Annotated in this window: 15 protein-coding genes; 6 read left to right on the top strand and 9 right to left on the bottom strand. The window is 68.0% G+C overall.

The genetic code is table 11. From position 1 onward, the window contains the following. Window positions 1-16: 16 nt before the first annotated feature. The 4 genes from ACRC20_RS11955 to ACRC20_RS11940 are packed head-to-tail and all read right to left on the bottom strand — an operon-like array spanning window position 17 to window position 3,868. Window positions 17-961 (bottom strand): helix-turn-helix domain-containing protein, encoded by a 945-nt coding sequence (locus tag ACRC20_RS11955; protein ID WP_438686596.1) that lies wholly within the window; start codon window positions 959-961, stop codon window positions 17-19. Further along, on the bottom strand, window positions 958-2,046 hold the full coding sequence (locus tag ACRC20_RS11950) for an alcohol dehydrogenase catalytic domain-containing protein (RefSeq protein WP_438686595.1): 1,089 nt from the start codon (window positions 2,044-2,046) through the stop codon (window positions 958-960). Before ACRC20_RS11950 ends, ACRC20_RS11955 begins: the two co-directional genes overlap by 4 nt. Then, window positions 2,043-3,338 carry an MFS transporter gene (locus ACRC20_RS11945; protein WP_438686594.1) on the bottom strand — a complete coding sequence of 432 codons (1,296 nt, stop codon included), beginning with the start codon at window positions 3,336-3,338 and terminating at the stop codon, window positions 2,043-2,045. The genes ACRC20_RS11950 and ACRC20_RS11945 overlap by 4 nt, the downstream gene beginning before the upstream one ends. Then, window positions 3,335-3,868, bottom strand: a complete 534-nt coding sequence (locus ACRC20_RS11940; RefSeq protein WP_438686593.1) for a 2,4'-dihydroxyacetophenone dioxygenase family protein — start codon at window positions 3,866-3,868, stop codon at window positions 3,335-3,337. Before ACRC20_RS11940 ends, ACRC20_RS11945 begins: the two co-directional genes overlap by 4 nt. Before the next feature lie 414 nt (window positions 3,869-4,282). Here ACRC20_RS11940 and ACRC20_RS11935 point away from each other — a divergent pair, with 414 nt between their 5' ends. Next, window positions 4,283-4,561: an MspA family porin gene (locus tag ACRC20_RS11935; protein WP_438686696.1), complete on the top strand. Its 279-nt coding sequence runs from the start codon at window positions 4,283-4,285 to the stop codon at window positions 4,559-4,561. A 563-nt stretch (window positions 4,562-5,124) separates the two neighbouring features. On the opposite strand, the gene ACRC20_RS11930 is transcribed toward ACRC20_RS11935, so the two are convergent. From ACRC20_RS11930 to ACRC20_RS11920, 3 genes are all read right to left on the bottom strand, one after another. Then, complete coding sequence (locus tag ACRC20_RS11930; protein WP_438686592.1) at window positions 5,125-6,033, bottom strand: aldo/keto reductase; 909 nt, start codon at window positions 6,031-6,033, stop codon at window positions 5,125-5,127. Between the two features lie 362 nt (window positions 6,034-6,395). Beyond that, on the bottom strand, window positions 6,396-9,701 hold the full coding sequence (locus ACRC20_RS11925; RefSeq protein WP_438686591.1) for an arabinosyltransferase domain-containing protein: 3,306 nt from the start codon (window positions 9,699-9,701) through the stop codon (window positions 6,396-6,398). Beyond that, complete coding sequence (locus ACRC20_RS11920; protein WP_438686590.1) at window positions 9,702-12,965, bottom strand: arabinosyltransferase C-terminal domain-containing protein; 3,264 nt, start codon at window positions 12,963-12,965, stop codon at window positions 9,702-9,704. Window positions 12,966-13,146: 181 nt separating this feature from the next. On the opposite strand from ACRC20_RS11920, the gene ACRC20_RS11915 reads away from it, so the two are divergent. From ACRC20_RS11915 to ACRC20_RS11895, 5 genes are all read left to right on the top strand, one after another. Then, window positions 13,147-14,298 (top strand): glycosyltransferase family 4 protein, encoded by a 1,152-nt coding sequence (locus ACRC20_RS11915; RefSeq protein WP_438686589.1) that lies wholly within the window; start codon window positions 13,147-13,149, stop codon window positions 14,296-14,298. Window positions 14,299-14,308: 10 nt separating this feature from the next. Next, window positions 14,309-15,004: a demethylmenaquinone methyltransferase gene (locus ACRC20_RS11910; RefSeq protein WP_438686588.1), complete on the top strand. Its 696-nt coding sequence runs from the start codon at window positions 14,309-14,311 to the stop codon at window positions 15,002-15,004. Further along, window positions 15,001-16,017 carry a polyprenyl synthetase family protein gene (locus tag ACRC20_RS11905; protein ID WP_438686587.1) on the top strand — a complete coding sequence of 339 codons (1,017 nt, stop codon included), beginning with the start codon at window positions 15,001-15,003 and terminating at the stop codon, window positions 16,015-16,017. The genes ACRC20_RS11910 and ACRC20_RS11905 overlap by 4 nt, the downstream gene beginning before the upstream one ends. A gap of 84 nt (window positions 16,018-16,101) precedes the next feature. Then, window positions 16,102-17,952, top strand: coding sequence for an alpha/beta hydrolase-fold protein (locus ACRC20_RS11900; protein ID WP_438686586.1), 1,851 nt, complete (start codon window positions 16,102-16,104; stop codon window positions 17,950-17,952). Next, window positions 17,949-18,497, top strand: coding sequence for a DUF732 domain-containing protein (locus ACRC20_RS11895; protein ID WP_438686585.1), 549 nt, complete (start codon window positions 17,949-17,951; stop codon window positions 18,495-18,497). The genes ACRC20_RS11900 and ACRC20_RS11895 overlap by 4 nt, the downstream gene beginning before the upstream one ends. A gap of 6 nt (window positions 18,498-18,503) precedes the next feature. On the opposite strand, the gene ACRC20_RS11890 is transcribed toward ACRC20_RS11895, so the two are convergent. Together ACRC20_RS11890 and ACRC20_RS11885 are read right to left on the bottom strand one after the other, a co-directional pair. Continuing rightward, window positions 18,504-18,983, bottom strand: a complete 480-nt coding sequence (locus tag ACRC20_RS11890; protein ID WP_438686584.1) for a lipoprotein LpqH — start codon at window positions 18,981-18,983, stop codon at window positions 18,504-18,506. A 24-nt stretch (window positions 18,984-19,007) separates the two neighbouring features. Further along, window positions 19,008-19,502 carry a lipoprotein LpqH gene (locus tag ACRC20_RS11885; RefSeq protein ID WP_438686583.1) on the bottom strand — a complete coding sequence of 165 codons (495 nt, stop codon included), beginning with the start codon at window positions 19,500-19,502 and terminating at the stop codon, window positions 19,008-19,010. Between the last annotated feature and the right edge of the window lies 1 nt (window position 19,503).

Below are 19,503 nucleotides of genomic sequence, written 5' to 3'. Positions count from 1 at the left end.
CGTTAGTGAAAAATGCTTAATGCGACGGGGTATCGCCTGGGGCGTGCCCAAACCGGGTCCGGAACGCTCGATTGAATTGTGGTTGGGAACTAAACCCCCACCGGTACGCGATGTCGATCATGCGATCTGAGCCCCGCCGGGCCAGGTCGGCGCGGGCGCCGTCGAGCCGCAGGCCCAAAATGTAGCGGCTCACCGTGATTCCGGACACCTCGCCAAAAACTCGACTCAGGTGCCGCTCGCTCAGGCCGACCGCGACCGCCACCGCGGGCACTGACAATTCGGCGTCGCGCAGCCGCGTCCGAATGTAATCCTTCGCTGCTGCAACGTAGGCGGCGGTACTGCCGCCGGTGCGTTCGAGGACGGCCGCGGTGATCCAGTCGACCACCGTTTCACGTGGCTCGATATTCCCGCCAAGCGAGTGCTCCAGCGCCGCCATCGGGGCCCGATGTCCGCGCGCAAGCAGCGTCGGCTCGCTGAGCGCGCCCACATCAGGCAGGTGCGCTCGCGGAATCGTCACCATGATCTGGTGCATCGGGGAGGCAAACCCGAACAGGTACGGCCGATCCGACTCGTAGAGCAAGATGTCGCCTGCGGCGACGGCCTGAAAACCGCCTGCCACGTAGAACACCGCCTCCCCCTCGATCAGGATCGACGCGAAAAGCGAATCCTGCGGAGCGCCTGCCACATTTGCCGGGGACCGTTCGATGACGTGGGCGTTGGCCCGAATATCGGCCACCACCACCCCCTTCAGATTCGCGCTGGTCAGCTGAGCGATAAGCCCGTCGTCGGTGTAGCTCGAACAGCTCAGCCCCACCAGGTTTGAACGGTTGTGTTTTTCCCAGCGCGCGACCCGGTCGCGGCCCGGCACCGAGGTGGTGGAGAAAGTCGCGACCCTCTTTCGGGCTGCTGCGGGCGTCCGTCGACATATTTGGCCGCCGCGCGCGGGCGTTCGGGTGATCATGGCAGCTCCGGATCGCATCGGATCAGGGTTTTCACCTGGTCGGAGCCGACAGTGGCGAGAGAAGTGAGCATCTTCGGGGCGTCCTCCAGTTCGATGATCTCGGTCACGATGGCTGTGAGGTCGAGTTCTCGGCGCGTGACCAGGTCGATCAACTCGGTGTGGCAATCGTTGTACCCGACGCTCGCCACGATCGATTGTTCCCGATTGACCAGACCGAACGCATCGATGCTCATAGTGGCGCCCAGCCCGATCAGTATCGTCCGTCCGCCGGTTCGCAGTACCGCCATCGCGGCGTCGAAGGCCACCTGCTTGCCGACGACTTCGAATACCACGTCGGCGGTGGTGAAGCCGGTGACTCTCTTGATCGCAGCGGACAGGTCGGCGTCGGCGGTGACGGTGGCGGTCGCGCCCAGGCTCTCAGCGAGCTCGCGCCGCGCTGGTGTCACATCGACCCCAATGATGGGCCCAATGCCCCGCTGGGCGAGCAGAGCAACCACGAGCAGCCCAACCGGGCCGAGCCCAATGACCACGGCCGAATCGTCCGGGTTGGCCTCGGACCGGCGCACCGCCCGCAGCGCGACAGCCGCAGGCTCGAGCACCGCAGCAGCGGCCAGATCAAAATCGTCCGGAAGCCGTTGCACCATATACGCGGGAACGTTGGCGTACTCGGCCAATCCACCGTTGCCCATCAAACCTATGAACCCAAATCCGGTTTCACAGACGTGGTAGTCGCCGCGCCTGCAGGCTCGGCATGTTCCGCACCGGTAGTTGGCCTCTACCGCAACCTTGGTGCCAGGCAGGAGGCCGTCGACCTCGGAGCCGGACTCGACGACGGTGCCGGAAAACTCGTGACCGAGTGTTATCGGCGCTACGGCCCCCGAGATCGGATGGGGTTGGACCACAGGTATCGCATGCGGCCCTGTCCCGATTTCATGCAAATCGGACCCGCACACCCCGCAGTACCCGACCCGGATCCGCACCTGATCCGGCAGGAGGGCAGGCAGCTGGACCTGGTCCAGGCGGATGTCACGAGCGGCGTGCCAGCGGACCGCCTGCGTCGTGATGGTTTGGGAGGATTCGGTCATGCGAGAGCTCCTGAGCTGATCCGGCGCGGCGCCGTCTCGCGGAGCAGGAAGGTCAGGCCGAAGGCCACCACCGCCGCGCCACAAGAAAAGTATAACGGTGCGCTCGGCCCAATGCCGTCGGAGAGCGCCCCGGCGACCAGCGGAGCGACGCAGCCGCCAACGATCTCGCCGATGCCCTGCACCAGCCCGAGCGAGGTCGCCAATAGAATCGGGGCCACCGTCTCGGCTGGGATGATCGAGGTGAACAGGGTGAAGCAACCCATCCCGGTGTAGGTCAAACAGAGGCAGAAAAATAAAGTCACCGGTTGGTCGATGAAAAGCACCATCAGCGGCGATGTCGCAGCGATGGCGGTAAACCCAGCCATTGCCCTGCGGCGACCGATCCGATCCGACACTGCGGGGATCACCACACCCCAGACCACCCAGGCTGCCCCGGCGCCTGCCAACACCAAGCCCCGCTGTGAGTCGCTGAACCCTTTCTCCTCCCTGAGGTAGAGCGGGGTGAACGCCTGGGTGCACGCGAACCAGGTCATGTAGACGATGGCGATCGCCACACACACCACGATATTGCGGTTCCTCAACGCGATACGGACGGCGCCGCGCTCGAGTCGGGTTTCATGAGCAGCCAACTCAGGGCGCATCGCCAGCGTCGCCGGATGACGCAGCCGCAGATCTCGTATCCACACCAGAATTGCCACGGCGATCAGCACGCCGGGGACCGCGGTCGCCGCAAATGCCGCCCGCCAACCAAACTGGTCGGCCAGGAACACGATGACAATCGGCCCTAGGACGCCGCCGATCAACCCGGCCGCAGTGCCCTGTACTAATCCCATCACAAAACCACGGCGTTTCGGCTCAGCGCTGTGCACCAGCAACGGCTGGACGAGCGGGAGAACTCCACCCTCAGCAGCTCCCATGAGGGCGCGGAGCATGAGCAGGGTGGCAAAACCGCCGACAGCACCGGAGAGCGCGGACAGGATCGTGAATGCGATCACCGCTCCGACAACGAACGGTTTGCGGCGGTCGGCGCGGTCCGAGAGGTAGCCGACGAGAACCCCCGAGAGCGCCCAGGAGAGCGCAGGGATCCCGCTGAGCAGGCCGATATGCCAATCGCTCAGGCCTAGGCTTTCCTTCAAGTCCGGGGCGAGGAACGACAGCGCCAGCCGGTCAAAGAAGACAAGTCCCCAGGTTGAGAACAGTAGGGCAATGAGAGTTCGCTCGTAGTGTCCTCCGCGGGGCGGAGGAACGTAGACATCCGAGGTCTCGATCTGGCCGATGGCCGCCGTGATCATCGGATCAGCTGATTGATGAGATCTGCGCCAAGCCCAACCTTGTCGTAATGCTCGCGGACCAGCGCCAAATAGTCGTGGACATCGAAATGTCCGGTGCTGTTGCCATCCTCGTCGAGCCAGATGAGAGGGCCCTTGACGATGAAGATGCCGCGCATCTGCTCATCGGACTCGTAGGCGACCAGGGTGTGGCCCTCGCCGGGGGTCTCGTAGACGAACGAACCTGCCGTTGCGGTCCATTCCTGCTCCAAGTAGCCCCACTTGCCGGAGATCGTGTACGCGAACACCTCATGCGGGTGGTAGTGACGGTTGACCAGCCCGGCTTCTTTTGCCCACAGGACATCGCACCAGGTGTTGTCCTTGACATTGATCCACAACGGGCGGGTCAACACCGTTTCCGACAGATGGGCGTAGTAACGCTCATCCTCGATCTGCGCAAGCTGATGAAAAACCTCGGGCTGGGCGTCGGGCTTGAGCGAATTGGCAATGGGCTTGAGATTTTGCCAAAACTCGGACTTCGGTGCTTCGGGCATGTCGTTCCTCTAACTTCACGGACTCTTTGCCGCACTTGACGAACTGCCAGATTGATCTGACAGGTTGTGATGGGAATCATTTTTTAGTGAAGCGGGTTGGCGCTGCAAAGTCTTTCCGCCCTCAGCCGGGTTCTTTGACGATTTCGGACATCCCCCCGCTCTGACGGGAAAATCTCGACACGTTCGCGATCTGCCAGGGCGATCGGCAGGCCGGGGAACGCATGCTCGCGTGGGCTCCTCGCCCAGGCAAGACGCCTGTCCGGGTTCATGTTCCCGGCAGAGGCTCGCCCGGGTGGTTCGATGGAGCGAATCGGTCGTTCGATGCGACCTTCCGCTTTCCCGACTTCGGGCAGGGCGCCGTCTCTGGCCTGGCTTGACGAAATCCCATCGTTCCCCGCGTAGCAAGCAGGAGGCCTGCCCGGCATCGTCAAACCGGGCCCCACCGAAGGCATTCCCTATGCCCGCAAAGCGCTCAACGGTCCCAATGCTGCGACGTATACCCGCGAAGCACACGTTTCGGTGGACAACCGCATCGGTGGGGCGCGGACCCGCGCGCAAGCCGCTATCGCGTTCAGCGCCGACCGGACGGGTCACTCCACCGCCGCATTCCGGCGGCCCCGTCTTCATCACAAGGTCGTCGCAATGGCCGAAACGTCCTGTATGCCCTCGCCGCGATCGTGGCTGTTCAGCTGACGGTTTCGGTTTCGCGCAGGCAGGTGCTGTGGCGCACGCCGCGGAACGGCCGGCATCGCCCAGGCGAGTTCTGCGTTGTAGAACGAATCCTTCTGTGGCCCGTTGCGCGTGCGCATGATCGCTCGATGGCCGGAAGCAAGGCGCGAAGACGCGCGGGTGGGGCGAAGTCGATCAGCTGTGCCTGCGCGCTGGAGATAGCTACCCCAGCGGTAGCCGAAGTCCGCGTCGACACGGTTGTCAATGTCAAGCGCAACGGTGGACCGAGGGGGTATCCACTATTTGTCGGTAGGGAAATTATCAGGATGCCCCCGGGGGGCTTGGTCGCGCAAAAGGGTAGCGCACCTCGCTGTTCAAATATGAAATACATCATATCGGTAGATGGAAAAGCGGCCGCAATGCGCTGTTCGGCCTCATGGGGCACTGGGGTGTTGCTCACGATTGGCTAGCAACCTCAAGAGGCTTTGCGGGCACGGCCACCAAGCGCCCGGCGGAACCGTCCACCGGACATCGCCGACCGGCCGGACCTACGTCACCAGTCCGGGCCGATCACGCGCCGCTCAACTTCAGGCGGCCTTTTGGTTCTCGAGCTCCGCCACGCGCTGCTTGCTCTTCGGCGAGACGTGCGCAGAGTAGCCGTCATTGGGGTGGCAGCCGAGCCTGCCGCTCTCGGGGTCGTCGAGCGCCTCGAACGCCTGCAGGTCGGTCGCGTCGAGCACGAAGTCGAAGATGTCGAAGTTCTCAGCCAGGCGGCGGGAGGAGCTGGTCTTGGGGATGACGACATGTCCGAGCTGGGTGTGCCAGCGCAAGATGACCTGTGCGATGGTCTTGCCGTGCTTCTCGGCGATCTCGGAGAGGTGCGGGTTGTCGAGCAGTCCGATGCCTTGCGCGAGCGGGCTCCACGCCTGGGTGGTCACGCCGTGCTGCGCGTTCGCCTCCTTCAGCTGCGACTGCTGGAAGTAGGGGTGCAGCTCGACCTGGTTGACCGCAGGGGCGACTCCGGTGGCTCCGATGATGTCCTGCAAGTGGTCCGACTCGAAATTCGACACGCCGACGGAGCGGGCCAAGCCGGATTCTTTGGCTTCCACCAGGCCTTTCCAGGCTTCCACGTATTTCCCGAGTTGCGGCACCGGCCAGTGGATCAAGAAAAGGTCGACATAATCCGTCTGCAGTTCGTCGAGGCTGCGGCGGAGGCTTCCGGCGACGTCGTCGAAGTCTTCGAACCAGAGCTTCGTGGTGACGAAAATGTCGGCGCGGTCGACGCCGGATTGGGCGATGCCTTGGCCGACGCCGCGCTCGTTGCCGTATTTGGAGGCGGTGTCGATATGGCGGTAGCCCAGCTGGATCGCGTCCCTGACGACCTCATAGGTGTCTTCATTCGGCATCTTGGCGACGCCGAGGCCGACCTGGGGGATGGTCGTGCCGTCATGAAGCTCTACTGTGGGAGCGGGCTGGTATTCCTTGAGCAGTTTCATGAGTTCTTGTCCTCTATCTACCAAAGTCGTTTTTCATCGCGGCTCGTCCTGAGGCGGCTCGTCTTTAGAAATGCGTTGACTGCGCGTACGCCGTACGTCGCGTCGATTTCGAGCCTAAGTGCGCGCTCGATCTCGAATCTAGGCAATGTGAAAAACCACACGGCGGCCTTTTCGCCCCGTTTTTGGGCGCGCCAATGTAAGGCATGTATCTGGTTATGGCCTGTCGATGACGGAATTTTGACGAGAAGTGTTGTCTCTCTCACAGCTTTCGATATCCGCTAGTCGGATGAATTTTGCATATCCCGTATGCGCATAACCGAATATGAATAAGTCAAATTGCGGACTTCGGCCGGGAGGGGGGCTCAGTCCTCTTCGTCCTTGCCGTACATGGTGTACATCGGGCCTGGGCTGTACAGCCCGCTGTGAACTGCGGACCCGATTTCGAGCCGCGCGGGGACTGCCTCGGGGGCATAGGGGATGTAGCGCTGCAGCGATCCCCAGTCGAGATCCGGCCTGCCGAGGAGGTACGTGGGGACCGTGGTCGGCGACAGGAGCCGCTGTGTGACGCCGAGCGGCCCGCCGTAGCGGCCGGAGGCCCAGCGCTCGCTGTTCATCGCGTTCCCGTTGCGGTCCGGGGTGATCCGCCATTCGGGGACCTCGAACATGCCGTTGCGCACCCGCATCGGGTGCTGGCATGGGAATTCGAAGAACACCTGCCAGTCGATGAGCGCCGGGTCGTTCCCGACGACTTCTTGGAGCGTGCGCAGCACAGGGGCGCGCGGCGGGGTGAACGCGACCCATTGGTCCTGGGCGGCGGATTGGTCCGCGACCTGCAGGCGCACCATGTTCGCGTCCGGGGGCAGCGCGGCGCGCGGGAACCGCAGGTTGCGCCATGCGAAGCCGGGTCCGGTGCCGAAGGGGTTCACCGCGCCGATGTCGTAGAGCTTGGTCTGGCCGAGGACGTCCACGGAGCCGTCCGGGCTCGTGCGGCCGTATTCGAGCAGCACCTGCCCGGACGCGGAGCCGACCGGCACGCCGTTCAAACCGAGGGCGGCCATCTGGCCCGCAGCGGCGACGGCGATGAGCGGCCGGTCGGCGGACGGGGCCGGAAGCTCGTACCAACCGGTGGTGACGCTCGACGGCTGGGTGTTCCCGTAGCTGCCGAGGACCGGGACGCGCTGCGGGTCGAGGCCGAAGGGCAGCAGCTTCTGGCCCTGCTCGACAGGCTGGGCCGTCGGCTCGGGCTGGTCGGCGTTGATGTCGGTGTAGTCCGTGTACGTGGTGGAGAGCTTGCGCCACAGCTTGTCCGGCGCGAACGTGCTGGGAGCGGAGCCTTTCAACGCGGCGGCGGGGTCTTGGCCGCCCTGCGCGGCGAGCAGGCCCCGGTTCGGGTCCTCCTCCACGAGCACGTCGTTCGCGAGCGCGCAGCCGTCGCCGGTCGTGAGGTAGTGCGCGTTCGACTTCGCCCACGAGAAGCTGTGCCGCTGGGTCCACGCGCCCTTGAAGAAGGAGAGCAGGATGAACAGCACCATCGCGAACGAGACTGCAGGAAGGCTCCAGGTCCACAGGGTCTTCGGGCTGGCCGGGCGGTCGGAGCCGCTGTGCTGGTCGTCGGCGGAGCCGCTGTGCTGGTCGTCGGCGGAGCCGAAGAGCTGCTGCCAGAACGCGAACAGGGCGACGGCGACGGCGAGCAGGAGCGTCAGATCGGCGAGCTTGTAGCCGTGGACGGCGGGCGGCAGGTTCCACCACGGCACGCCCCAGGACGAGACGTACCACCACATGTTCCACCCGGTCAACGCGATGGCGAGCATAAAGAGCGTGGCCGCCGCGAAATACGTCCGCGCTTGGCGGCGGGCGATGACCGCAGGGCCGATGGCGGCAGCCGTGAACGCGGCGATAGCGCCCGCGATGCCCGCGTAGATCCCGAAGTGGTGGGTCCATTTCGTCGGGGTGAAGGTCATGCAGAAGATCGTCCCGATGAAGATCCCGACCAGTCGGACGGCGGGGCCCCTGGCGAGCCCGCCGAGGTGCTTGTGGCGCAGGAGGATCAACGCGGTCGTGACGAGGCAGAGGAAGGCGATGAGCACCCCGAAGCGCCGGGCGAGCGAGCCGTCGGCGGTGGGCAGGAACAGGTAGTAGTAGCGCAAGAGCTCCTCGTACCAGGCCCTGCTTGGCCCGATCGTGGTCTTGACGTGGAAGTTCCCCTCGATGATCCCGGCGAGGCTCTGGTTCCAGAACACCACGGGCACCACGAGCGTCCCGGCGGCGAGGATGGGCGCGAGCACCGCCAGCCAGCCGAGCCAGCCGCCGCCGACCAGTTTGGCGCGGGCGGCGAACCTGCGCAGGCATTGCCGCAGCCCGACGACCAGCGCGGTGGCGGCGATCAGGGCGCCCGGCGCGACGCCGAGCCCGAACGAGGCGATGATGACGGCAGCCGCAGCGGGCAGGAGCCGTCCCGTCGCGATGGTCCGTTCGATGGAGCACCACGCGAGCAGCGCCCCGAGCGCGACCACTGGCTCCGGGCGCAGCCCGTTCGCGTATGCGAGCGAGAGCGAGAGGAAGACGCCTGCGGCGGCCCATGACGCGGCGGGGGTGCGTCGGGCGAGCCTGCCGAGGCGGGGGATGACTTCCTTGCTGATGGTGAACCAGCAGGCGAGGGAGACGAGCAGCTGCGGAAGGCGCATGACCGGCGCCGCCGTCGAGATCTGCGCGAGCCAGGAGCAGACCTGGTAGTACCAGGTCACCGGGTTCTCGGCGACGCCGAACCAGCGGTGGTAGCTGGCCGCGTAGCCTGCGTCGGGCCAGACCACCTCCCAGGTCAGCTGGTAGCCGTCGTCGGAGGTGTTCGACCCGATCACGAGCCACAGCACGAGCACGCCGACGACGACCGCGTCGACGAGCCCGATCTTCCACCAGCCGGGCGGGAAGAACCGGCGGTGCTTGCGCCGGTCGAGGGTGTCGAACCGGCCGAGCGCGACGAGCGAGAGGCCTGCGGACGCGAAGCCGAGGATCGCGACCCAGAACCGCAACGGGGTGGCGACGGTGTTGAACCGGGTGTCCACCACGATGTGCGCCCCGTAGTGCGCGGGCAGCACGCCGCCGGTCTTGGCGAGGTCGAGGTCGGTGAAGACCCCGGTGACTTGCGGGCGCAGCAGCGGGTCGGCGACGTCGTTGGCGGGCTGCGGGTCGTCTGTCCCGACGACCCGCACGACGGTGTGCTTGGAGTCGGCTTCGACTTCGATCCGGCAGTTCGGGTTGTCCGCTTGGGCGCGGGGGACGGCTTTGAGCGGTTGGGCGCGCACCGAGGCGACGATGGAGTCCTTGTCCGCCGTGATGAACAGCGCGTTGACCCGGTTGTCCTTGCCTCGGGCGGGCGCGGTGGACAGGAGGTTCCCGCCCTCCTCGGGCAGCGCTTTCGCGAGGGCGCAGGGGACCTCGGCGGTCATCGTCTCGGCGACGAAGGAGTCGAGCGGCGCGGTGACGGCATTGATCGTGCCGCCCTGCGGCCAGTCGATGGCCACGGTGGTCTGCTCGACCGGGAGGACCGGCGAGAGGATCGCGCAGAGGAAGGCGATCAGTCCCGCGACGACCGCGACGACGCGCCACGCGGGCAGCCACGCGGGCGGTTGCCAGCCCTCAGGGACGCGACCGGACCAAGAGTCAGACACTTACGGCTCCAATGCTTGGGAAGGGCCGGGGCGCCACCAGCCCCAGCGAGCAGCTTCGTCCGTGGCGACAACTGCGGGCACGGCTCCCTTCGGGATCAACGCGTAGCGCTGGACGGATCCCCAGTCCCGTCGCCAGTCGTCCGCGAAATAGGTGGGAGTCGTGGTGGGGTCGAGCAGCGGCTCGACGACGCCGAGCAGCCCGCCGCCAGGGTCGCCGAGCCAGCTGAGCGAGGCGGTCCCGGCGAGCCGGTGGTCGGGGAGGATCCGCCATTTCGGCAGTTCGGCGACGCCGTCTCGGATGCCGAAGGGACGCTGGCAGGGGAACTGCTCGGCGACGGCGAAGTCGAGGAACACGGGGTCGGCCCCGCCGATGAGCTGTTGCAGCGTGACCAGGCGCGGCAGCCGGGGCGGGGTCACCGCCACCCATTGGTCCGGCTGCAGGTCGTGGTCGTTCACGACGACGCGCACGAAGGCGGAGCCGCTCGGAATGGCGGAGGTCGGCAGGCGCAGGTTCCGCCACGGGTAGCTCGTCAGCGGGTCGCCTGGGTCGATGGGCGGGACAGAGCCGGTGACGACGAAGCCGCCGCCCTCGCGTCTGCCGAACTCGAACGCGACGTTCTGGCCGTAGATCCCGGTCCCGTCGAGGTAGGTCGAGGCGATATGCCCGGCGGCGCTCATCACGACCAGCGGGGTGTCCCCGGTGATCGGGCCCAGCTCGTACCAGCCGCTCACGAGGTGGGCCTCGCCGGTGTTGTAGCCGTAGCTGCCGAGCACGGGCGTGTCTTGGGCGAGGCCGAAGGGGAGTACGAGCGTGTGGGTGGTCTGGCTGTACCCGGCGCTCGTCCCGGCCTCCTGGCCGTCGATCGGCACCGGCTCGGACCCGGAGTGGTTGACGTGCGCGATGCCGGGCGGGCTGCCGTCCCCGAGCGCGGCGACGTCCTCGGGCAGCCCGGTCGGGGTGAAGCCGACCGACTGGTCCGCGCCCAGCGCGCCCTTGGGGTCCGCGCCGTCCGCGGGGCGGAGGAAGCCCGCGTTCGGGTCGGCCTCGGCGAGGACGGAGTCGGCGAGGCCGCACCCGCCTGCGACGGCGCGCAGATTGCCGAGGGCAAGGCTGTACGCGGGGTAGCGGCTGGCCGCGGCGCCCGCGAAGCCCACGAGCTCGGTCAGGACCAGCCCCAGGCTGATCCAGAGGACCGGGCCTTCGACGAGCAGTTTCGCGGCCTTGCGCCAGCCGGGCCGCCCGAGGTCTGGGCGGGACGCGCCGGGCTTTGGCGACGTGTAGTCGCGGCGCAGGTACAAAAAGCCTGCGACCGCCCCGAAGAGGAGGAAGAAGAGGAGCAGCAGCGAGTTCAGCGCATGGCCGCCGAGGAAGGGCCGCGCGTAGTAGGAGGGGATGCTGAAGGACTGGACCCAGAACCAGCCGTTCTTGCCCGCGACGGTGAGCGCGAGGAAGAAGAACGCCGCCGAGGCGACGAGGGCGGAGACGAAGACGCTGCGTTTCGCGTACTGCGCCGCGAGCGCGGTCGCCGCCGCCGCGAGGACCGCGCCGAATGCGGCGAACACTCCGAAGTGCTCGGGCCATTTGTAGGGGACGAGGCTCAGCAGCAGCATGGTGAGGAAGGTCGCCGCGACCAGCCGCCACGCGGAGGCCTGGCGGACTCCGGCGATCTTGCGCAGCGAGAGCGCGAAGACGACGACGCCGAGGCAGAGCAGCATGGCGAGCAGCGGCCAGCGGCGGGGGATGGAGCCCTCCGGGCTGTAGTTGAGCAGCGAGTTCCAGCGCAGGAACTCCTGGGCCCAGCTATTGGTGGTGTCCACGGCGTAGCGCAGGCGCAGCGCTTCGAGGACTCCTGCGAAGGTCTGCTGCGCGAAGACGACCGAGAGGGCGGCCAGTCCGGATGCGGCGATCAGCGCGAGGTCGGCGAGCTTGAAGGGCCGCAGGCTGCGCAGGACGGCGGGGGTCGCGGCGAGCAGGACCGCGACGGCGACGACGCCCTGCGGCGCGAGCGCCTGCGTGAGCGCGGCGACGAGCACCGCGCTCGCGGCGAAGAAGGGGGCCCGCCCGCCCGCGATTGCCCGCTCGGCCAGGCACCATGTCGCGATCGCCCCGAGGGTGATGAGCGCTTCCGGCCGCAGGCCCGAGCAGAACGGCAGCCAGAACGCGATCAGGACGACAGCCGCGGTCGGCGAGGACAGCGGGTGCCCGGCGACCGCGTCGCCGAGTTTCGGCAGGACCACGCGCGAGACCAACGCCCAGACGGCGAGGCCTGCCGCCACCGAGATCAGGCGCAGCCACACGCCCTGGTCGGTCACGCCCACGGCGAGGGAGAGGACGCGGTCGTACCAGTCGAACGGGGCCTCGGCGGCGCCGAAGTAGCGGTAGTAGTTCGCGAGGTAGCCGGTGCTGCGGGCGGCGCGGCCCATGACGACGAGGTAGCCGTCGTCCGCGCTGTACGCGCCGAGCCAGTTCCAGACCAGCAAGACGCCCGCGACGGCGAGGTCGAGCGCCTTGATCCTCGGGACGCGCAGGCGCGGGCGGATCGGCCCCCAACGCAGGGCGAGCGCCGCGACGAGCGCGGCGGCCGACAGCAGGACCACCAAGGTTTTCTCCGCCGTCGCCGTCACGTCGAACCGGGTGTCCGCCGTGGCGACCAGCGACGGCGGGGCGTCCAGCGCGCCTTTCAGATCGGTGAAGACGCCGCTGAACTCCGGGCGGAAATGCGGAGAGACGACGCTCTGCCCGGCGTTGGCTTGCGGGGCGCCGGTCTGCGGCGGAAGGCCGACGAACGAGGCGCCGACCTGGGCGGGCGTCGCCCAGACGTCGATCGTCTGGCATTGCGGCGCGGCGCCCGCCTGGCGCGGGGCCGAAGCGACGAGTTGCCCATGCGAGGTGACTTGCACCTGGTCGGGGAAGACCTGGATGAACAACCCCCGTCCCGTGGAGCCCGCCCAGTCTTTCGGCTCGGTGGAGAGCAGCACCCCGCCGGTCGGCGGCAGCTGGGCCACGGCGGAACAGGGGATCGAGGCGTGCAGGTCCAGCGGCATGAGCGCGATCAGGGGCGCGACGACGTCGTTGCCGCCGTCGGTTTTCCACTCTTGGCCGCCCCAGGCGAGCGAAGCGGTGCGCTGCGTGACGGGCATGAACGGAACGAGCAGCGAGCAGAGGATGCTGACCAGCGCCAACGCGAAGACGATGAGCGATCTTCGGTCCGTCTGGCCGGGCTTTGCGCCGACTGCCGTTGTCGGTCCCTCGGAAGATTGCACGAAAGCACATCCTAGGGCACAAGGCTGAGCCTGCGGCCCCTGACGCGCGACCGACCTGGGCTGTCGTGCGGGCGGGGCCGAAGCGCGGCGGATCGCGCCGCCCCCCGAAGTTCGCCGCGCGTTCACTTCGGCGTTCGACAGATCTCCGCCTGCTGCAAGATCTCCGAGGACAATAAAGAGCGTGCGAGTGGCCATCGTTGCAGAATCCTTTCTCCCGCACGTCAATGGCGTGAGCAACTCCGTGCTGCGGGTCTTGGAGCATTTGCGCGCCAAGGGCCACCAGGCTCTGGTGATCGCGCCGGGCGCGCTCGACGGCGAGAAGACCCCGTATCCGTCCGAGCATGAGGGCTTCGAGGTCTACCGCGTGCCCGCCGTGATGCTTCCGAAGGTGAGCTCGTTGCCGGTGGGGCTGCCGCATATGGGCGTCTACCGCAAGATGGCCGAGTTCGAGCCGGACGTGGTCCACCTCGCGTCGCCCGCCCTGCTCGGGGCTGGCGGCCTCGCGGCGGCTCGGCGGCTCGGCGTGCCGACGGTGGCCGTGTTCCAGACGGACATCGCGGGGTTCGCGGCGAGCTACGGGCTCAAGTTCCTCTCGAAGGCGGCATGGTGGAGCGTGCGCCGCATCCATTCCCAGGCCGACCGGACCCTGGCGCCGTCGAGCGACACCATCCGGGAGCTCGAAGAACAAGCCATCCCCCGGGTGCACCACTGGGCGCGCGGCGTCGACGTCGAAGGGTTCCACCCGCAGCGCCGCGACGACGAGCTGCGCCGCACGTGGGCGCCGAACGGCGAGCTGATCGTCGGCTACGTCGGCAGGCTGGCCCCGGAGAAGCACGTCGAGCGGCTCGCGGCGTTGGCGGGCGAGCCGAAGGTCAAGGTCGTGATCGTGGGCGACGGGGTGTCGCGGGAGAAGCTCCGCAAGAAGCTCCCCGGGGCGGTGTTCACCGGCGAGCTGCGCGGGGAGGCGCTCGCCAAGGCGTACGCGAGCCTGGACGTCTTCGTCCACACCGGCGAGCACGAGACGTTCTGCCAGGCGGCGCAGGAGGCGCTCGCCAGCGGCCTCCCGGTCATCGCGCCCGACGAGGGCGGGCCGCGCGACCTTGTCGCGCACTGCCGCACGGGGTATCTCTTGCCGGTGGCCGATTTCGAGCGCAAGCTCCCCTCTGCGGTGAGCTCGCTCGCGGACGACGAGGTCAGGGCGAAATTCTCGGCGGCCGCCCGGCGCGGCGTGCTGGCGCGCACCTGGCCGAGGATCTGCGACGAGCTGCTGGCCCACTACTGGGACGTGCAAAATGACCCCGTGGTGGAGAGGCTGAAGTCGGCGACCGCGTAGTGTGAAGGCCGTGTCACGCGCGTCATTGGACAAACAGCCGCATGAAGTGGCCGCCATGTTCGACGAAGTGGCCGAGGGGTACGACCGGACGAACACGCTCTTGACGATGGGGCTGGACAAGTCCTGGCGGAAAGCGACCCGCAAGCTGCTCGGCCTCAAGCCCGGCGAGAAGGTTCTCGACCTCGCGGCGGGGACCGCGGTGTCCACGGTCGAGCTCGGCAAGTCCGGGGCGTGGTGCGTCGCCGCCGACTTCTCGCCAAAGATGCTGGCCGCAGGCGCGTGGCGCGGCGTGCCGATGGTGGTCGCCGACGCGACCCGGCTGCCGTTCCCCGACGAGGCGTTCGACGCGGTCTGTATCTCGTTCGGCCTGCGCAACGTCAATCCGGTGGCCGCCGCCCTCGAAGAGATCCTGCGCGTGCTCGTCCCCGGCGGACGGCTCGTGATCTGCGAGTTCTCCACACCGACCCCCGCGCCGGTGCGTTACGTGTACCGCAACTGGGTGATGCCCGTGCATATGAAGGCTTCCCGGCTGGTGTCCAGCAACGACGCGGCATACGACTATTTGGAGGAGTCCATCAAAGCGTGGCCGGACCAAGCGGCCCTCGCGGGGCTGATCCGCTCGGCGGGGTTCGCGGACGTGACGTGGAAGAACCTCACCCTTGGGACTGTGGCGCTGCACCACGCGCAGAAAGCGCCCGCCCTATGAGCACAGTGGCGGGGTTCGCGCTGGGCTCCCCGGAGTTCGCCGAGTCGGTCGGCGCGTCGCTCGACCGGGTCGAGGGCGTCATCCGCGCCGAGGTGGAGTCCGGGATCGAGGCGATGGCAGCGGTGGCGGAGCACCTGGTCAAGGCGGGCGGCAAGCGGTTCCGGCCGTTGTTCGCGGTGGTCGCGGGCAAGCTCGGCCGCGAAGAGCAGCAAGGCGACGTCGAGATCGCGGCGGCAGCGTTGGAGCTCATCCACCTCGCGACGCTCTACCACGACGACGTCATGGACGAGGCCACGATGCGCCGGGGGGTGACGAGCGCGAACGTGCAGTGGGGCAACCAGGTCGCCATCCTCGCGGGCGACTACCTGTTCGCCAGGGCGTGCGGCCTGATCGCCAGGCTCGGCTCGGAGGCGACCGCAGTCGTCGCCCAGACCTTCGGCGAGCTCGTCACCGGACAGCTGCGCGACGTGGTCGGGGCGGGGTCCGACCAGGGCAACGCCGCGAAAATCGAGCACTACCTCGCGACGATCCACGGCAAGACGGCCTCGCTGATCGGGGCCTGCGGCAGGCTCGCCGGACTCGCCATCCGGGCCGACCAGGACATCCAGGACCGGCTCGCGTCGATCGGCGAGCTGACCGGCATGGCGTTCCAGATCGCGGACGACATCATCGACATCGGCTCGGGCTCCGCGGACTCGGGCAAGACCCCCGGCACGGACCTGCGCGAGGGCGTGCTGACCCTGCCGACCCTCTACGCGTTGGAAGAGGAGGGCGGCGGCAGGCTCAAGGAGCTCGTCGGCTCCGGCCCGATCACCGACGACGCGCTGGTCGCGGAGGCGCTCGCGCTGCTCACGGCCTCGCCCGCGATGGCGAGGGCCCGGACGGCGGTGGAGGACTACGCCCGCCGCGCAGAGGAGGAGATCGCCGCGCTGCCGGAAGCCGGGCCGCAGACCGAGGAGGTCCGCGAGGCGATGCGCGCCGTGGTGCGCGCGGCGGTCGACCGAGTCAGGTAAAACTCAGTCGCTGAGCCTGTGAACTGACCCGGTCCCCGGCGCGGGAGCCTGGTATCTCGGTTCTGTCACGGTATGACAGAGAACATGAGACGTATCGTGCGCGCAGGTGCGGCGATGGTTGCCGCGTTCTTGCTCGTCGCCGGGCTGATGACCGTCGCCATGGGCCGGACCGCCCCGGCTGCCCGAGCCGACGACGACCCGTACATCACAAAGACGGCGTGGCTTGGCGACCGGCATGTGGAGATCTGGGTGCACTCCCCTTCGATGGCGGCGGACATCCCAGTCCATCTGCTGCTCGCCCGCAGCTGGTTCTCCGACCCGAACAAGACGTTCCCGCAGGTGTTCCTCCTCGACAGCATGAACGCGGGGGACGAGGACAACGGGTGGCTCAAGAACACGCAGATCGCCGATTTCTACGCCGACAAAGACGTGAACGTCGTTGCCCCGGTCGGCGGCGAGGCGAGCTTCTACTCCGACTGGCTGGACGCCGACAACGGGAAGACCTACAAGTGGGAGACCTTCCTCGTCCACGAGCTGCCGCCCCTGTTGGAGCAGGGCTGGCGCTGCAACGACCAGCGCGGCGTGGTCGGGGCCTCGATGGGCGGCACTGGCGCGATGACGCTCGCGACGCGCAACCCCGGCTTCTTCCGAGTCGTGGCGAGCCTGTCGGGCATCCTGCAGACCACGTCGATCGGGATGCCGCAGGCGATCGACTACGCGATGAAAGAGGCGGGCGGCTTCGACTCCGCGAAGATGTGGGGCGACACCGCGAACCCGGAGTGGGGCGAGCACGACCCGTACGCGAAGGCCGACAAGCTGCGCGGGACGAGCCTGTACATCTCCAGCGGGAACGGGGTGGGCGACACCCCCGCCGCCGCCGAGGTGGCCGAGGCGCAGGCGGGCGTTCCGGCCAACTCCGAGCAGATCGCGTCCGGAGTGTCCGGCTCGGCGCTCGAGCTCCTCGCCCGGCTCTCCTCGCAGAGCTTCGCGGCGAAACTCTCCCAGCTCGGCATCCCCGCGCAAGTCGTCTACCGCCCGTCCGGCACGCACAGCTGGCCGTACTGGCAGTTCGAGAGCACGCAGCTGTGGCCGCAGATGGCCATGGGCCTCGGCGTGCCCCAGGAGGCCGCGGCCTGCAGCCCCGGCGGGGCGATCGGGGACTACGCCAACGAGCATGACGAGCTCGGCGGCTGCTTGACCGGCGAGTTCGACGTTCCCGGCGGCAAGGAGGAGGACTTCAAGGGCGGCAGGGTGTTCTGGTCCGAGGCGGCCGGAGCGCATGCGGTGCTCGGGGCCATCGACGCGCAGTACGCGGCGGCGGGCGGCCCGGCGGGCGCGTTGGGCCTGCCGCAGTCGGACGAGGCCGACACGCAGGACGGCGAAGGCAAGTTCACGAAGTTCGCGAACGGGTCCGTCTACTGGAGCCCCGACCTCGGGGCGAAGACCGTGCACGGCGAGATCTTCAAGGCGTGGGCGGCAGCGGGCTACGAGTCGGGCCCCGTCGGATACCCCTCCGAGGAGGAACGTCCGACCCCGGGCGGCAGCGGCGTCGTGCAAGGCTTCCAGCGCGGCCTCTGGTACTGGACGGCCCAGACGGGCGCGCATCCGGTCGGCGGGGCCATCCTGCAGAAGTACGCGGCGGGCGGGTACGAGCAGGGCCAGCTGGGCTTCCCGGTCTCCGACGAGATCCCGCTCGCCGGGGGCGGCAAGGTGCAGCGGTTCTCCGGCGGGAACGTCTACTGGCGCGCCGACCTTGGCGCGGTGACCGTGCTCAGCGGCCCGATCATGAGCGAATGGGCGATGGGCGGCTACGAGAACGGCCCGTTCGGATTCCCGGTCGAAGACCAGGCCCCGATCGACAACGGCGTGCACCAGGTCTTCGAGCACTCTGTGGTCGAAGTGGTCGATGGGAAGGTGAGGATCGCGCCCCGATGAAACATTCCCACCGCCCAGCGCGCGATCTCCCGCGTTGCTCCTCGCCTCGCGTACCCCGCTCGTTCCTCGCTGTTCGTACGCCACGGCTCGGTGCGCCTTGGATCTCATCACGCTGGATCGGCGGGGCGCTGCTTCTGCTCGCTTGCTCCGCAACCGCCTGCGGCGGGCCGAGCACCGAACGTCCCGCGAAGACCTCGACCGCTGTCGCCGGGCCGACGAAGCTGCCCGACGTCGATCCGGCCTCGCAATCCGCCCCGCCGCCCTCCGGCTTCCCCGGCCCGGCGACCCCGACGCCGCCGCCCGGCGGGACCAAGGAGCAGCGCTTCCTCGACGAGTTGCGCAAGGCGGGCGTGCAGGTCTCGCCGAACGGCGAGACAGAGCTGCCGATCGCCGATCTCGTGTGCCGGTCCAAGAGGGCGGGCAGGTCGGATCCGGACATCCGCACCCACGTGCTCGCCGCTGCGGGCCTCACCGGGGCTCCGGACCCGGAGAAGCTCGCGGACACCTGGATCAAGGTCGCCGAGCAGTCGTACTGCAAGGCCTGAGGGCCGCTATTTGCCCCCCGGGCACGTGACCTCGACTGTGAAGGGGTGCAGCGCCGCAGAGGAGCTGAACGCGGCGTCGCTCAGCTCGCCGGTCACGGTGAAGGTGTCGCCCGACCGGGTGGCGGTGGCGCTGCCCTTCTTGCCCGAAGCGCCGCTCGACCAGGTGTTCGGCTTGTTGTGCTCCAGGCTGATGGTGACCATGTCCACGTCGGTGGTCCCTTGCTTGAGCGCCACGAGCACCGACGGGAGTTTCATCGGCGCGGACACGGCGGTCGACATTCCGGTCACGGTCGCGCAGGTGTAGGGGCCGGGGACGTCCAAAGTCTTGCCGTCGAGCGTCGCTGTGATCTTCGCGCCGTGCTGGGTCGCGACGGTCGTGTGCGCGGCAGCTTTGCCGTCCCGGTCGCAACCGGTCATGAGCATGCCGCAGGCGGCTGCTGCCGCAGCGGTTGCGAGCGCGCGAAGCAAGGAGGGGTTGATCGTCATGGCGGCAGTCTAGAGGTGCTGCGCCTACTTGATCCCTGGGCAGGTGGCCTCGATCTTGAAGTCGTGCAGCGCCCCGGAGGGGTCGAACGCCAATTCGGGCAGTTTGCCGGTCGCGGTGAAGGTGTCGCCCGATTTGGTGACCGCGACGTCGCCGTTCGGGGCTCCGGGCGCCCAGGTGTAGGACTTGCCGGTCTCCGGGGTGATGGTGACCGCGCTCGCCTCCGTGCTGCCTTGCTTGATCACGATGAGCACGGTCGGCGTCTTTCCGGGGGCCGAGGCGGCCGACAGCATCCCGCCCGCCGCTCCGCAGGTGTAGGGGCCGGGGGCTTCGAGGGATTTGCCGTCGAGCGTGGCAACGATCTTCGTGCCGTGCTGGGTCGCGTCGACCGCTTGGCCCGCGACGGTCGCGTGGGTGACCGAGGCCTCGTCTTTGCCGCAGCTCGTCAGCAGTGCGCAGGCCGCAGTCGCGGCTGCCACGGCCGCGATCGACCTCCAGGGGATTAATGTGATGTTCGTCATA

Source organism: Segniliparus sp., from assembly GCF_051660745.1.
Classification (GTDB): domain Bacteria; phylum Actinomycetota; class Actinomycetes; order Mycobacteriales; family Mycobacteriaceae; genus Segniliparus.
This window is presented reverse-complemented; position numbering and strand designations above follow the sequence as displayed.

Excerpts from the sequence above, each read along its gene's own strand:
- ACRC20_RS11955 (WP_438686596.1), bottom strand. The coding sequence starts at position 961 with ATGATCACCCGAACGCCCGCGCGCGGCGGCCAAATATGTCGACGGACG.
- ACRC20_RS11950 (WP_438686595.1), bottom strand. The coding sequence starts at position 2,046 with ATGACCGAATCCTCCCAAACCATCACGACGCAGGCGGTCCGCTGGCAC.
- ACRC20_RS11945 (WP_438686594.1), bottom strand. The coding sequence starts at position 3,338 with ATGATCACGGCGGCCATCGGCCAGATCGAGACCTCGGATGTCTACGTT.
- ACRC20_RS11940 (WP_438686593.1), bottom strand. The coding sequence starts at position 3,868 with ATGCCCGAAGCACCGAAGTCCGAGTTTTGGCAAAATCTCAAGCCCATT.
- ACRC20_RS11930 (WP_438686592.1), bottom strand. The coding sequence starts at position 6,033 with ATGAAACTGCTCAAGGAATACCAGCCCGCTCCCACAGTAGAGCTTCAT.
- ACRC20_RS11905 (WP_438686587.1), top strand. The coding sequence starts at position 15,001 with ATGAGCACAGTGGCGGGGTTCGCGCTGGGCTCCCCGGAGTTCGCCGAG.
- ACRC20_RS11900 (WP_438686586.1), top strand. The coding sequence starts at position 16,102 with ATGAGACGTATCGTGCGCGCAGGTGCGGCGATGGTTGCCGCGTTCTTG.
- ACRC20_RS11895 (WP_438686585.1), top strand. The coding sequence starts at position 17,949 with ATGAAACATTCCCACCGCCCAGCGCGCGATCTCCCGCGTTGCTCCTCG.
- ACRC20_RS11890 (WP_438686584.1), bottom strand. The coding sequence starts at position 18,983 with ATGACGATCAACCCCTCCTTGCTTCGCGCGCTCGCAACCGCTGCGGCA.
- ACRC20_RS11885 (WP_438686583.1), bottom strand. The coding sequence starts at position 19,502 with ATGACGAACATCACATTAATCCCCTGGAGGTCGATCGCGGCCGTGGCA.